The organism is Vibrio sp. 1CM8B, assembly GCF_023161685.1.
GTDB lineage: Bacteria > Pseudomonadota > Gammaproteobacteria > Enterobacterales > Vibrionaceae > Vibrio > Vibrio coralliirubri.
The window spans coordinates 98,288-112,742 of sequence record NZ_JALNTU010000007.1 but is presented as its reverse complement, the minus strand read 5'-3'; the positions used below and the strand labels follow the sequence as shown (position 1 = coordinate 112,742).

Here is a 14,455-nt window from a genome sequence, read left to right as displayed (position 1 = left end):
TCAGTTCGCATCATTGCCGATATTCGCTGAGTTATAAGCACAATTGACTACCGTGAATCTTAGGGTACTTTTTAACGACACCATCTCGTCCGTAGATTCGGATCTTGAGTTGGATATAGCGATCAAAGCTACAAAATTGTTGGAAGAAGCGATTCAGTACATCTGCAAACGCCAAGTAGGGTGAGGTTGCATCGAGTGTGAGTTCAATCTCTGTTCCTGGAGAGAATACGTTTTTGCCCAGAACGCGAATCGCAGACACTTGAGAGTTAAACGTGATCGAGTGAATCATTTGAATTTCAGCGCTCGATACTTGTTCTCGACTGCACAAACTCAACATATGCTTGAGGTCTGCTACCGGATTACTAGACTGCACCAGTGATGAAAAGTTGGTGTTCAGTAAGCTAATGAATTCCCAATGGATATTTTGGTCGACTTCCTTTGTAATGGGTGCCGAAGGCGGATAAATAGGTGAAAACTCACCGGGTAAATCAATACTCTCGAGACATTCCAGAGTGCCGCTTACGCCACACGCTTGCTTGCCATTTGTACACAACAAGTGAGTACCAAGTAGCTTGCTAAATTCAGCCTCTGGCGCTTCAGATAGCGAGATTGCGATGCTCATTTCACCAAAGAGATTGTGTTTACTTTGCCAGTAGTCATATTGCTGATTGTGGGTGTATTTCTCTTTAAAAAGAGGAACTAACGGTATTTCACCGTTAGGCGTGATTTCATACACCTTCTGAATTTCGATGATTTCAATATTGTTGTCGCTGTGCGCGTCGGCATTGACAGGAACTGAAAGGGTTCTGTGATCGTACGCAATAGGTTCGCCTGTCTGCTCAAACAAGTTAATCGCTGGCATTACGTTTAACTTGAAAACATCTTTATTGAATAGGCGGATAAATTCTGACGGCAATGACGACATGAACAAGTTAATGATGATTTCTGACTCATCAAATTGGCCTGCGTAATCTGCAAAGTTCTTAAGCCTAAAGAACTGTCGCTTCTCTTTGAAAAAGAAGAACTCGTTAATCAGTTGGTAGCCCGTGAATTGATTACCATGCTCAGGTAAAAACTTGAACTCGAGATCGCTGATTCGATTTTTAAGCTGGTGGCTGTCAATGGTGACATGTCGAGCGCATTCGTTGTCTGAGATAGAAATCGCTAAGGTGTTATTGAGAAGAAGTTCGACTAGAGAGTCTGCATTGTTTTCAAACCCTTTGACGAAGAAGTCGAGGTCATTCAGTTCTAAATGGCTGAAATGTACTTCGGGGTCGCCAGTGTTCAGTGAGATCTGAACGACCGCTGAGCTTTGATTCGCCGATTTGGGTCTATTGAAGCTAAACGGGGCGCTTAGCGCTTTGATGTTACCTAAGCTAAACGGCGCTATTTTGAGTTCATCAACTGTTCTAAATAGACATTCGTTTTTGGTGTTTGTGCTTGAGAAAAGCGAACCCTTTGGCAAAGTACTCGATTCAATCGGGCCTTCTTCTGCGAGTAACTCAAGATAAGCAACGCTAGGAACGGTTTGTATATAAGAAGGATAGAGCACTCCTAATATACCTTCAATGACCTCAGGCAACTGCTCTGATAGTTTCTTTTCTACCTTAGCATTCAATAGCGCGACGCCATCTAATAGACGAGCCATGCTAGGGTCTTCAATCTTCCCTTGATGAATATTGAGCTTCTCAGCGTGCGTCGGGTATTCCTGACCGAATTGACCTAATGAACGGCGCACAAAAGCCAGTTCTTGCTCGAAGTAACGCATAATAGGTTCAGTCATAGTTATCTTCTTCTAATGAGGTGGTTAGGTCACTTAATGCGATTTTGGAGTCAAAGATAAGGTCTTGTTCGCCATGGCTTGTCTTAACCTTGGCGATGATGTTGAACGATAGTGAGTTGTCACCCTCTTTGCGCTCTCCAAGCTCTACCGAGATGTCATGGAGTCGTGGCTCAAAGCTTTTTATCCACGTTTCAATACGTAGAGTCAGTTGTGTTTTTTCTAGAGTGGCACTCAGCAATTGAATATCTTCGATACCAAACTTTAAGTTCGAGCGGTTGACTTCTATCAGTCTGTTATCGATATCTGTCAATGATGCCTCTGCTTCAAGGAGCTTGGTGAGATGGAACTTGATGTCTTCAATCTCCGCGTCCTGATAGGGCTTCGAATCACTGATAAAGGTCTTCCAAAAGCTCATTACGCCACCTCATTTAGGTCGGTGGTCAGCACCACTTCACCACTGAAATAATCAAATTGATATTGAGGAACAATGCGCAGAGTACAAGCGAAGCTGCCAGCTTGAGAACTCGATTCCGTCACGCTCACTTTGGCGAAGCTGAGTGGGTATTTGGATAAGGTTTCCTCATTAGCAAATGAAACGTTACTCGAGAACTTTTCAATCCAATGGGTCAAAAACAACTCACACTCGGTGGCGTTGTTGAAGCTGCCGATCATCTCTCTTACTTGAACTTTTAGGTAATGAGCAATTCGGCAAGACATCAGTGTGGTTTGAATCTGCGTGAGCACTTTGTCATTGTCGTTTTGCCCGCACTGCCAAATTGAGTTGTTACCATTGAAGTAAAACTTGTCGGTCAAAGGGCTCTTCGCTAATGGGATAAAGCCGCTTTGAGCGTAGAAGTTCGACAGTTGGCCGAACAAACTGATATCCGTCACCGGTTTCTGCAGATGGCTGTCGAAATAGTGATTCGTTGGTAGGTTAACGACGGCACCTTGCAGCTTGTCGTTCCAACGGGATTTTAGGAAGCCAAACCAGTTCACGCGGTGAAACTCTCGCATGATAGTGGTAGCCAGTACCATATTGGCTAATCCCCAAGCACCTTGACCTTGCTCGTTGTAAATGAAGCCAGCGCGTCGATTCTTGTATGCGTCTCTCAGACGGACTTGTGGTAGCGCCATGCCAATAAAGCGAGAGCTCGGTTTACTGCGTAAATCCTGCCACGCTTTAAAGTCGGGGCCGGAGAGGATCTTATTGATACGTTCGATATCAGATAACCAATCGGCACCGCTCTCACCAAAGAAGGATGCTACGGGTGAAAACAACATAGGGCAGAGTGTTGCTTCGCCTAATTTGCCTAACAGTTCTACGGTAAACAGATCGTCGTAGTCGGCATCAAAATCGATGTCCATCGAGATAGGATGACTAAAGGTGATGCAACCAAAAGGGTGACCACCTAAGGTATTCAGTTCGTTATTGCCGATCTTGTTATACAAGTCGCTGGATTTGGTGGAATAGGCTTGATTGACGTCGCTAGAGATCTCCGCCCAGTTCATATCGAGCAGTTTTACATGCGCTCTTTGGTAACTGACGGGTAGGGAAACAAGCTGCTGAAGGCTTAACCAGTTGCGTTCCAGTTTTTGAAACTCTGGTTCATGGAGGACTTCATCAAGCTGTAAACTGAGTTTGGAATCGATTGTTGATATAAGTGTTGATATCAATGAAATTAGTGAGGATTTAGAGCTTAAGGAGTGTTTGTCTAGCTCAGATAACAGAGATAAAGCCTCTTTCATAAAGGTATTATCTGTGTCATCTAATTGATTGAATCTGTTTTGCCATTCTGTATTTAACTTCATACAAAATTTTTGGCCGGATTGCTCCGGCCAAATCCATATTAGCCTGGAATCTTAGCAACCATTCGAACTGAGGTCGTCAATTCTTCAAGTTGTAACCAAGGTCTTAGATGAGCGACAGCTGAATATGCGCCTGGCTTACCAGGTTGCTCGACCACTTCAATGCGAGATTCACAAAGAGGGGTTTTTGCACGTTGCTCATTACCAATGGCACCTGCATTGGTGTATTGGTCGATCCATAGTTGCAGCTCTCGTTTGATATCCGGAGCTTCAAGATTCGAGCCTAACTTGTCGCGACCCATTACTTTCAGGTAGTGGGCGATACGGCTACTTGCCATGATGTAAGGCAGGCGAGTTGAAATTGCCGCGTTTGCCGTTGCATCTGGGTCCGTGAAGGTTTTAGGCTTCTGAGTTGTTTGACCACCGATGAACACAGCGTAGTTAGAGCTTTTGTAGTGAACCAAAGGAAGGAAACCAAGGTCAGATAGCTCTTTCTCACGCTCATCCGTTAGGTTAACTTCTGTTGGGCACTGCTGAAGTAGGTCGCCCGCTTCAGACTTGTACGTTAGGTTTGGAAGGTTCTCGACCTTACCACCGTTATCCAGACCACGAATAGACGTACACCAACCTGAAGCCGTGTAAGCTTGAGTCATTTTAAGACCCAGATCGTACGCAGCATTAGACCAAACTAACTGATCATTGCTGGTTGGCTTAGGGTTACCATCCATATCAGTACCAAGCTCTTCATAAGCGAAGACATCAGTACTCAAACCTTTGTCACCATAAGGTAGGCGAGCAAGAGTTCGTGGCAGTGTTAGGGTTACGTAGCGAGCATCATCACTCTCACGGAATGAATTCCAGGCAGCGTAAGCCGGAGAGTCGAAACCTGCAGCAACAGGCTTGCCTTCAGAGAATGTTTGGAAGTCATTAAACTCGAACATCTCAGCATTGGCAGCGGCCACGAATGGTGCGTGACACGCTGCAGCAACTTCACCCATGTAGCGAAGTAGGGCAACATCTTCATCTTTCGCGCTAAACTCGTAATCACCGATGAATGTGCCGTAAGGTTCACCACCTGCGGTACCAAACTCACCTTGGTAAACCGCATTGAATAATGGGCTACGGTCAATCGCTGGTGCATCTTCAAATTGATCAAGCAGCTCTTCTTGAGTGTAATCGACCATTTTGATCTTTAGATCACGACCAAGTTCGCTCTCTTTAACGAGTTTTTGTAGACCACGCCAAGAGCCTTCAAGCTTCTGTAAGTCTTTTTGTTGCATGACTTCAGATAACTGTTGAGATAGCTTCTTGTCTATCTCTGAGATTGCGTTTTCAATTGTTTTTGTAACGTTCTTATCCCACGTCACGGTGCCAGAAAGAGCTTGCTCTGTAAGTACAGAAAACAGTTCTTTTGTCGTGTCTGCAGGAGTTTGAGTGGTTGCTTCAATCGCACGGTCTAGGAAGCTCAGTGAGCTTTCCGCTGCTTCCGGTTGCGCTTGATTCTCAGTTTCAGTACTCATTACTCAGCTCCTTCTTCTTTAATGCCAAGCTCATCAGAAAGAGCATTAATCGTATCTGCACTTTGTAGAACTTCTTTAAGCAGCTTTTCTAGATCGCGGGAACGATCAGCTTTAGAAAGAAGTACCTTCAGTTGATTACGGGTTTCGACGAGTTTTTTAAGCGGTTCAACCTGTTCAATAATTGCTTCAGGTTCGAAATCTTTCATCGAGTCAAACTTAAGGCTCGCTTCAAACTGGCTGTCATCACCGGCAAGTACATTGTCTACTTTTAGGGATAATTCAGGGCCAACACGCTTCATTACAGTGTCGAAGTTGTCTTTATCAACGTTATAGAAGGTACGATCTTCCACTTCTTCTTTGTCTTGCTTATGGCCAGAGTAGTCACCAATAACCCCAACAACAAAAGGGAGCTCTTTGGTTTCTACAGCGCCATTAGTCTCAACGTCATAGGTAATACTTACGCGGTTCTTACTTACGCGTTTATGTTGGGAATTTAGTGCCACGGTAACTCTCCTTGTTTAATTACTTAGCAGTTGAAGTAACTTTAGCTGTAGTCGCATCGAAGCCAACCTCAGGGCCTTTCTCGATCTTACCGCCGTCTGCTTCAATGTAGTAAGCCTTAGAAATTTCTGTGTAGGTTAGGCTGAAAGACTCGCTTGGAAGTGAGCCGTCTGTGCCAGACATGTTGTAGCTAGACATACGAGCCATCTTAAGCGTTAGAATCAGATATGGATCAGCACCAGAACCTTCACGGTTTGGTTTTGTCATAACGATTTCAACAGTGCGACCTTCTGGACCCGGCGCATATAAGAAAGTGGTTAGATGAGGTGTTGCACCATCACAGCCACGAGTCATGTTGACTTCACCAAGAGCAACCATACCTTGGTCCGCATTGTTTGCATTACCTACATCGATACCGACACCACGTACTGCACTCCAAGAAACGCTATCAAGTGCAAAGAATCCATCTTTACCCCCGATCTTTTCTACCGTTGCTGCACCTTTTGGTGTCGTACCATCAATTCTCATAAAAATAGAAGCCATTACTTTCTCCTTGCTCAACGCATTAATGTGCTTTACCACTCAAAATCTTGCAGGCTGCTCGATGATGAGTTGGAAGTCGGTTCAGATGTTTGGTTTGTATCTGTCGTACTATTTGAACTATCAGGAACTGGCGATACTGCCGCTGGCTCTTCAATAGTCGGTGTTGCTACCGGAGTTCTCTCCGGAGCGGAAGTCATTACTGGAACGGACTTTCCGGACAAATCGGTTTTGTCTAGGTTGTCCATTCCTGTCATTTGATTGATTTGGGCGATGACACTTTCATTGCCAACCATTTCTTGGAGTAACTCTGGGAAGCTCATGTAGCCCCAACGAATTGAACGTTCGAGTAAGAATGCAATAGGGCTATGAGGCTCTGTTTCTTTAAAGTACTCTGCGATTTTTCTAATTTCTTGAAACGCATGATCGCGATTAACAATGCCGTTGATGCTCGAGACGTTTTGAACAATCGTTTGAGTTTGGTTTTGAGAGGCAAAGTTGCTTAGTGCTTGTCCGTCACTAGCCACGCTTCCGTTACCTTGGTTTACCTGGTTAGTTGCCCCTGATTTTTGGCTTGTTTCAGTAGTTAAACTTGAGTTAATAGGGGTATCACTTGCTTGCTGGGATGCCGAATGTATCGAATCTTCTTGCTGAGGTGCTTCTGTTGAATTTTGGATAACGTGGAAGTTGTCATCCAACGGCCAAGGAGTGAATTTTTCTCCAACAAGGAAATGTATCGCTTTAATTAAGTCACGTACGTTTGTCTTAATGAAGTTGAAGCTGATTACGGTCGCACCAACAGCTTGGCATTTTTCAGCTAAGTTTTTCTCTGCAATCTCTAATTCACTAAAAATACTCGCAAGTAGATAGAGTGTTTCTGAAACACTTCCATCAAATGAGCCTAACGCTGATTCTTTTAGCTCTGCGATATTGCCTTTACGCTCAGCAGTGAGGTAATCACCAAAAGTAACGCCCGCGCAAAAATCAAGCATTTGAAAAGGAATATAAACGGAGCTTGAATCAACAGACTCACCAACGAGTTGAAGTAGGGGTTTAGTTTTAAATTCAGTGATTTCCTTTGCTTTCCCTGCATCGTCAGAAGCTTTGAGTTTAGCTTCCGGAAGCATAGGGTTTAGCGTATCCCAAAATTGGTCGATGAAAAGGTTTAAAGCCGGGATAGCATTCGCAAGGTTGTGAAATGGTTGAGAAGTAAAAAGTTGGCTTGTGATGTACCAACCTAATATCTCTAAGTCTTTGGACTGTGAGGTCAGCGTTTCTTCTGAAATCTTTTTTAATTCAGCCCAGTTGTCTGTATTGGCATCGACGATAGCGGGATCAGACGATGCATCAGGCGTTTCAACCAACTGTCGAAATGAGGATTGAGCGCTATTGTAAACGTTTCTCAAACTGCGATAGGCACTTCGATCTAACTTTAAATAAGAGCCTGAAGGCTCTTCATCCGAGATTGGAACAAGTAGGCGAGCGATTTCTGTCATATACATCCTGTAAAAATCTATTGTTATCCTGATCGCACCAAAGTGTCATATTTGATACATAATCCTTATGTTTCGTAAACACTTGTTAACATTTATTAATTCTAGAGCTTTTTCGTGAAAAGTCTCATGCAAAATATATATTTACTCAAAACTTTGAACTTCATCTAAGAAAGTGGACCGATGTCACGGTTTTTTGAAACCTCATGAAAAGTAAGGTATTTAGCCTCCAATCATCACAGTTGGCATACCTAGAACAATCGTACCGCCGTGGCTGGTTGTATCTCCCATGCGTGCTGCTGGTTTACTCATTATGAGCACAGTGGCACTGCCTTTGATGATGCTATCTGGAGGCCCGACACATACGCACATGTCCCCAAGCGTCGCGGCTGGCATATTGCCAATGAGAACTGTTGGTACTCCGGGCCCACTGATTGGCCCACCTACGTGAGGGATCGGCGGAACAGCGGGTGTCTGCATTGGGCAAACGTGCATGTCAGTTAATCGTGCGGCTAACGTCATCAGTAACTCCTATGCCTTACTGCCTTTGGCAAGCTCAAGAGCAATACCAATAGATTTCTTATAGTACTCGTCGGTTTTATCCCAATTGGGCAGTGCTGCGGAGTGGTTTATCGCGCCTGCTACCGCTTTCGAATATAGAAAAGGGTCTGGGAGTACATTGGGTAAATCAGGTGCCACAATGCTGCCAGAACCATTCCAAAATACGGCCTGGGCTAACCAAGAAGGCCCGCAATTTAATTTGAGCTTATTAGAGAATAGTTCACTCTTGCGCCTTTGCTCTTCTGATGGCGATTTGACCCAAGCTTTGGCTGTGGAAATACATTGTTTTTGCATTGCAGACCAGACGTCATTTCTCGCATCGAGCGTGTGCGCGCCCCACCAAATGGCTTCTCGAACCGGTAGCCCGTGAGCCAGAAACTGAACCAAATCGAAATAGAGCTCGTTTTCCAACAACGCTTCAATGGAGTCATCAATATTGAGTTCTTCATCGATCAGCGCTTGAGCTTCATCAGAGCTTGAGAACCTATCGAGCAATTGTCGGCCTGTCTGATACGGAATCTTTTTATACATGTTTTCGTTCTACCTAAATTTGTACTGCGGCATCGTTTAAGTGGTGGCGATTTGAACTCGCTAATTCACCTTAACAATCGCACCTTTTAACTCACCCATTACGCCACCATCGAAAGTGCCTTTTAGGCCGGATTTAAACTCGGCACTTAATGAACCTTCAGCTGAGAGGGTGGTATCGGCTTTAATCGCGACACTGAGGCCTTTAATGCTGTTGGAGCTCGTTGCTTCTAGAGCAGTCGTCACACCGGAGATCTTGTTTGCAGATGTAGCCTTGCTGGTCACGTTCATCCCCTCAAGATTGAGCGCACTGCTGGCTTTGATATCAATGTTGCTGGCTTCGATACTGATTGAAGATGAAGACATGGTGATCTTGCTTGACCCAACGGTCAGCTCTATCTTGTCATCGGCTTCAAGTGAAATGGATTTGCCTTTTTCACTGATCGCTTTATCCGAGCTAAGCGTGTAGTTATCTTCAGTTGAAACGGTCACTTGCTTAGTAGTTTTCTGAATCAGCTCACCTTTGATCGTCTCCGTCAGGTTGTTCTCGACCTCTTTGGTGAAGTCTTTGGTCGCGTGCATGTACAACAGCTCATTATCTTTCTTGTCATCGAAATAGAGCTCATTCGCCAATCCACTCAACTTAGTGCTAATGCCTGTTTTTGTGGCGTTCGCCTCTTTGTAAGGTGGCGGATTTTTACTGTTATAAACGCTTCCTGTGATAATCGGTTGGTCAGGGTCGCCATCAATGAAGCTGACTAATACCTCTTGTCCGACTCTTGGAATAAACTGAGCACCGTAACCGCTGCCTGCCATCATCTGAGCGACACGCACATAGCAACTTGTTTTGTCGCCAGAGGCTTCGGTATCCCAATGAAATTGAATACGCACGCGGCCTTGATCGTCTTGATTGATTTCACCTGCCGTACTGCCTGCGACAATCGCACTTTGCAGACCGTGGATTTTGGCTTTGTCTCTCGGTGACGGATAATTCGGAATTGATGTATCGAGAAGGGTAAGTTGGGTCTCACAGTGATTATCTGTGTTGTATCGAATGTGAAGTTCTGTGACCAGATAATCGCCGAGTTGAGACTTATCTAAATGGGAAGATAATGAGAACCAAGTTCCTAATTCAAATGAATCGTGTTGAGCTTCGGCTTCAACGGTTTGATAACTTTGTTCGAGCTGTTCTATTCGCCTTTTGACTAGGTTGCTAGCGAGATCTTCCATGCCACCAGTGATACCAAGGTTAGGGTAAAACTGCTTGGTCAATTTGGTATTGTTGGCGATCTTATGGCTGGATTTCTTCTCTTTACTGCTCACCAATTTGGTTTGTGAGTAGTCGTAGCTGGTTAGCTCAATGCTAGCACCATGAAATTGCCCCTGTGGCATCCATTTGTTGATTAATGGATTGCTGCCTGATGGGACCTCAATCATGTCGAGTTTGCTAGCATCCGACTTTTGAAAGGGGCTCTGCGCATCTTGCAGCATCATTAAATGGTCGGAATCGCTGTGTTGGAAAAAGTAGTGAACGCCTTCCTCTGCGAGCAGGCGTGTTACGAAATCAAAGTCGCTTTCATCGTATTGAACGCAATATTCGCGTTTAGACGAAGGCATGGTGCCCGTCTTATATGAGCCACTGAAGCCAGCTTGGGTCAATACGTCTGAAACGATGTCTTTCGTTGATTGGTTTTGATAAACGCGGAAAGAGTGGGTGTGCTTCAGTAACCAGAACCAAGGCCTTAGAGTGACGCGGTAACTAGAGTACTGCAGGTTTCCGTCCATACCCAGTAATTGAACCTGCGTAACAATACCGTTGAATACTCGCGTAGTGGTCAAATTATCGGTGTCATTAACGAAGCGGGTAATAGAGAGCTTTTGCCCCAATTGATCATCGATGACAAAGTTTTTTGAGATGATGGTTAGTTCGATTTTAAAAGGCTTCGATAAGTACTCAGAAATAGCAAAATCGCTGACTGCATGCTCGTTGCTTTTAGAATCTTTTGCCACAATAGTGCTGGCAGAAGGGGAGAAATTATCCGTCATAGGCTCGCCTGATAATGCTCGAAGATGTTCTGACATAAGGTTATGTCGATACTAACGAACTGACTTAATGTTAAAATTTTATATCTAAATTTATAGCATAAAGTAAATAATATAATAAGCCTGACAACAAAGGCGTGAGGTGTTTCCATTTTATGAAAACTAATACCACTAAATTAATTATGGTAATTGGCAGCTGATTTATATTGTTAAATGTCATTTAAATACAATGATATTGCGACGTAGAAGGGGATATAGGGAGATCTTGAATAATATATAGAATAATGTGTTGCTAGAGATAGTATGCCGTAGTAATAATATAAATATTGCTAGCATGTTACATTTCTGGGCTAGTGGTTATTCAAGGATAGAATAATGGCAAACACAAAAATCTCGTTGCGGTTTACCGTTGGAGGGATGTTTTTACTTGCGACAGTGCTGACGGCGGTCGTCGCGGTTTCACTTCAATACTACTTCAGTAAGAAAATGGTGACCGAGCATACCTTGTCGAAGTTGACCATGGTATCTCAGGATTTAAGCGACTATATCGGCAACGTCGATTCAGATGCGATAAATACCGCTCGCTTACTCTCTTCAGTGCATCGCTCTATTAGTCATCAAATTTCTCGCGAAGAGTCGCGTGGGATCCTCTCAGAAGCGATAAAAGATAACCCTCTTTTTTACAGTATTTATATAGGTTCTTCTAACGAACGCTTCTTCCAAATTATCAATCTGGAATCCTCTCCTTTTGTTAGAGAAAAAATTGGTGCCGATCGCTCAGACCGTTGGGTGGTGATCGAGATAAGCGACAGGGAAGCAGGTCGTATCCGCACGACTAAGTATTACGACCTTGAGTTTAACCTCAGAGATTCAAAGACTGAACCTAGCAATTACTTTCCTACGACACGGCCTTGGTATGTTTCCGCGAATACAGAGACGGTTGAGAAAACACAGCCTTATCTTTTCCAGCATCTTCAGATCACGGGACAAACTTATTCCTTAGCTTTTGAATCAAAGGCCGTTGGTGACATGCAACATGTAATCGGCATTGATATCGTGTTGTCTTCGTTAGCGAGTAAGTTATCTGCGAGTGCGTTAGGTTTAGATGAAGACAGTCAGGTTGAGTCATTTCTGTACTCTAAATCGGGCAATATCATTGCGTCTAATCGAGACACTGAAGCGAAACATGCACTCCCTCAGACAAGTAAAATCGATTGGTCTGCTCAGCAACAAGCTGTCATTGAGAACACGCCTCCTTTGTTACTCTCTAACCAAAGCGATTGGGGGCCAATGGATTTTGCAGTATCCGGACAGCCACACGGTTATGCGATTGATCTTCTGAAAATGATCAGTGAAATGAGTGGCGTTAAATTCGAGTTTGTTAATGGCTTTTCGTGGGCAAAGCTAACGGGCAAGTTTCATGAGGGTAGCATCGATGGTTTGCACTCTATTCAGAATTACGAAAGCAACGGAGTAAAAGGCTTATATACGGATGCTATCTACGAGTTGCCTTTCTCTGTCGTCACGCGAGAAAACGCACAAACTGTCTCAAACTATGGAGATCTCAGCGGCAAAAAGGTGGCGATTTTATCTGGGTGGTCGGTTATTCCTCAACTCAGAAAAGATTTCCCAAATATAGAGCTTGTTGAGTTTCCTAGTATGGAATTGGCATTTGATGCTGTTGATCGTGGTGAGAGCTTTGCAGTACTCGACGCTAAGCCTGTGTTGGAATTTTCATTGGATAAGTTTTTCCATGCAAGATTGAAAGTTAATGAAGTGCTGTTGGATCTTAAATCCAATTATCCAAATCAATTCCACATTGTGTTGCAGAACAAACATTAGCAGCTATTACCAATCCTAAATCAAGCCATTCGCGCACTCACTGATGAACAAAAAGCAGTGTTGTCACAAAAATGGTTTCATCATCATGCTCTCAATACAGGCACAACCATTCCTTATACTGAGCTTTATGAACGGACTGCGACAGCCACTGCCGAAGGCGAAATGGTTAAAATTGTGCTCAATGGAGAACCTAAGCGTCTGTATCTGAAAAAGATTGAAACGGGCGAGCACTACTCTGAATATTTTGCCGTTGCGATACCGGAAGCGGAAATCTACAGCGCGGTAAACAAACGAGTTGCTACGTCTATTGGTGTGACGGTACTTCTTATGAGCCTAACCTTGCCAGTGGCTTGGATCTTTGGTGCGCCTATTGTTCGACCGATCCGTAAACTCAAAGCCGAAACGCAAAAAATTAGGCAGCGTGATTACGACAATGTGTCTGTGCTTAATACGCGAATCAAAGAGGTGTGGGAACTGTCTGTGGCAGTGAAAGGCATGGCGGCAGAGATTAGACAACATGAACAGACGCAAGAGGCGTTTGTGGAGTCGTTTATCAAGCTTATCGCCCAAGCTATCGATGATAAATCCGCTTATACGGCAGGGCATTGTAATCGCGTACCAGAACTCGGCTTGATGTTGGCTGATGCGGCTGAGAAATCACAGTCCGATCATTTCAAAGATTTTGAGTTTAAAAATGATGATGAACGTCGTGAATTCAGAATTGCGGCTTGGCTCCATGATTGTGGCAAGATCACGACACCTGAACACATCGTCGATAAAGGTACGAAGCTAGAAGCGAACTACAACCGAATTCACGAGGTGAGAACTCGATTTGAAGTACTTTGGCGTGATGCGGAAATCACCGCTTTGAGAAAGCAACTTGAAGGTACGCTAACAACGCAGCAAATTTCCGATGAGCTTGCGACAACCAAACAACAGCTACAAGATGACTTTGCTTTTATCGCGACATCGAACGTTGGTGGTGAATTCATGAGTGATGACAAAGTTGCTCGCATTCGCTCGATAGCTGAGACGACTTGGACACGTAACTTTGATGATCAACTTGGTTTATCGCCGGTAGAGGCGTTAAATCGAGAACCGAGTTCGAGCTTACCTGCGACAGAGCCACTGTTAAGTGATAAAGCAGAGCATATAGTGAAAAGAGATAGACCGTTAGAGTTTGACCCGAAACATCAAATCAAAATGGATGTACCTGAGCACTTATACAACCTAGGCGAAGTCTACAATCTGAGTATTGCACGCGGCACGTTGACCGCTGAAGATAGATTCAAGATAAACGAGCACATGCTTGGCACGATTAAGATGCTTGAGAATCTGCCATTCCCGAAAGAGCTAAGCCGTGTTCCTCGCTATGCTTCGACGCACCATGAAACACTCAAAGGTACGGGATATCCAAGGAAACTGACTGGTGATGACCTTTCAATCCCAGAACGTATTCTAGTTATCTCCGATATTTTTGAGGCGTTAACCGCTGCGGATAGGCCTTATAAAAAGGCGAAGCCAATCAGTGTTGCTGTCGACATCATGTACAAAATGGCATTAGACGAGCATCTCGATATCGAGCTGTTTAGATTGTTCTTAACCAGCGGTACTCACCTGCGTTATGCAGAAGAGTATTTGAAGCCGGAACAAATTGATTTCGTTGATATCAACAAATACCTAGAAGTTACTCGTCAGATAGCTTGATTAAAGGTTGGCTTGTTAGAACGGGTTCGATGAATGAAAGGCGCACATGAGTGCGCCTTTTTTATATCTGTTTATCGGTGAGCAGGAGGATAGACACAAAGGGATTTGCGTTTGACAAGGTTGGCTATAAG

At 44.1% G+C, this 14,455-nt stretch carries 10 protein-coding genes and 1 pseudogene; 1 reads left to right on the top strand and 10 read right to left on the bottom strand.

Features of this window, described 5'->3' with window-relative positions; translation table 11 throughout:
• Nucleotides 1-31 precede the first annotated feature (31 nt).
• The 10 genes from tssF to tssI form a co-directional block, all read right to left on the bottom strand.
• Nucleotides 32-1,783, bottom strand: a complete 1,752-nt coding sequence (gene tssF / locus MSG36_RS15355; protein ID WP_248368630.1) for a type VI secretion system baseplate subunit TssF — start codon at nt 1,781-1,783, stop codon at nt 32-34.
• A complete protein-coding gene (gene tssE / locus MSG36_RS15350; RefSeq protein ID WP_048606902.1) occupies nt 1,776-2,198 on the bottom strand; it encodes a type VI secretion system baseplate subunit TssE in 423 nt (140 codons plus the stop codon). The genes tssF and tssE overlap by 8 nt, the downstream gene beginning before the upstream one ends.
• Nucleotides 2,198-3,592: a type VI secretion system contractile sheath large subunit gene (locus tag MSG36_RS15345; RefSeq protein ID WP_248368627.1), complete on the bottom strand. Its 1,395-nt coding sequence runs from the start codon at nt 3,590-3,592 to the stop codon at nt 2,198-2,200. The genes tssE and MSG36_RS15345 overlap by 1 nt, the downstream gene beginning before the upstream one ends.
• A 38-nt stretch (nt 3,593-3,630) precedes the next feature.
• Nucleotides 3,631-5,109, bottom strand: coding sequence for a type VI secretion system contractile sheath large subunit (gene tssC / locus MSG36_RS15340; protein ID WP_248368624.1), 1,479 nt, complete (start codon nt 5,107-5,109; stop codon nt 3,631-3,633).
• Complete coding sequence (gene tssB / locus MSG36_RS15335) at nt 5,109-5,612, bottom strand: type VI secretion system contractile sheath small subunit (RefSeq protein ID WP_009846607.1); 504 nt, start codon at nt 5,610-5,612, stop codon at nt 5,109-5,111. The genes tssC and tssB overlap by 1 nt, the downstream gene beginning before the upstream one ends.
• 19 nt (nt 5,613-5,631) lie before the next feature.
• A complete protein-coding gene (locus MSG36_RS15330) occupies nt 5,632-6,153 on the bottom strand; it encodes a type VI secretion system tube protein Hcp (RefSeq protein WP_017110736.1) in 522 nt (173 codons plus the stop codon).
• Nucleotides 6,154-6,185: 32 nt separating this feature from the next.
• Nucleotides 6,186-7,646 carry a type VI secretion system ImpA family N-terminal domain-containing protein gene (locus MSG36_RS15325; protein ID WP_248368621.1) on the bottom strand — a complete coding sequence of 487 codons (1,461 nt, stop codon included), beginning with the start codon at nt 7,644-7,646 and terminating at the stop codon, nt 6,186-6,188.
• A 219-nt stretch (nt 7,647-7,865) separates the two neighbouring features.
• The gene (locus tag MSG36_RS15320) at nt 7,866-8,165 is read right to left on the bottom strand and encodes a PAAR domain-containing protein (RefSeq protein WP_017110734.1); all 300 of its coding nucleotides are present in this window, start codon (nt 8,163-8,165) and stop codon (nt 7,866-7,868) included.
• Nucleotides 8,166-8,174: 9 nt separating this feature from the next.
• Complete coding sequence (locus MSG36_RS15315) at nt 8,175-8,735, bottom strand: hypothetical protein (RefSeq protein ID WP_048606891.1); 561 nt, start codon at nt 8,733-8,735, stop codon at nt 8,175-8,177.
• A 60-nt stretch (nt 8,736-8,795) separates the two neighbouring features.
• Complete coding sequence (tssI, locus tag MSG36_RS15310) at nt 8,796-10,778, bottom strand: type VI secretion system tip protein TssI/VgrG (RefSeq protein WP_248368706.1); 1,983 nt, start codon at nt 10,776-10,778, stop codon at nt 8,796-8,798.
• Nucleotides 10,779-11,150: 372 nt separating this feature from the next.
• Here tssI and MSG36_RS15305 point away from each other — a divergent pair.
• Nucleotides 11,151-14,324, top strand: a pseudogene (locus tag MSG36_RS15305) (HD domain-containing phosphohydrolase).
• The last annotated feature ends 131 nt before the right edge of the window (nt 14,325-14,455 follow it).

Bases quoted from the DNA above. Each gene is read 5' to 3' on its own strand.
- tssI (WP_248368706.1), bottom strand. From the start codon at position 10,778: ATGACGGATAATTTCTCCCCTTCTGCCAGCACTATTGTGGCAAAAGAT.
- MSG36_RS15315 (WP_048606891.1), bottom strand. From the start codon at position 8,735: ATGTATAAAAAGATTCCGTATCAGACAGGCCGACAATTGCTCGATAGG.
- tssE (WP_048606902.1), bottom strand. From the start codon at position 2,198: ATGAGCTTTTGGAAGACCTTTATCAGTGATTCGAAGCCCTATCAGGAC.
- tssC (WP_248368624.1), bottom strand. From the start codon at position 5,109: ATGAGTACTGAAACTGAGAATCAAGCGCAACCGGAAGCAGCGGAAAGC.
- MSG36_RS15330 (WP_017110736.1), bottom strand. From the start codon at position 6,153: ATGGCTTCTATTTTTATGAGAATTGATGGTACGACACCAAAAGGTGCA.
- MSG36_RS15325 (WP_248368621.1), bottom strand. From the start codon at position 7,646: ATGACAGAAATCGCTCGCCTACTTGTTCCAATCTCGGATGAAGAGCCT.
- MSG36_RS15345 (WP_248368627.1), bottom strand. From the start codon at position 3,592: ATGAAGTTAAATACAGAATGGCAAAACAGATTCAATCAATTAGATGAC.
- tssF (WP_248368630.1), bottom strand. From the start codon at position 1,783: ATGACTGAACCTATTATGCGTTACTTCGAGCAAGAACTGGCTTTTGTG.
- MSG36_RS15320 (WP_017110734.1), bottom strand. From the start codon at position 8,165: ATGACGTTAGCCGCACGATTAACTGACATGCACGTTTGCCCAATGCAG.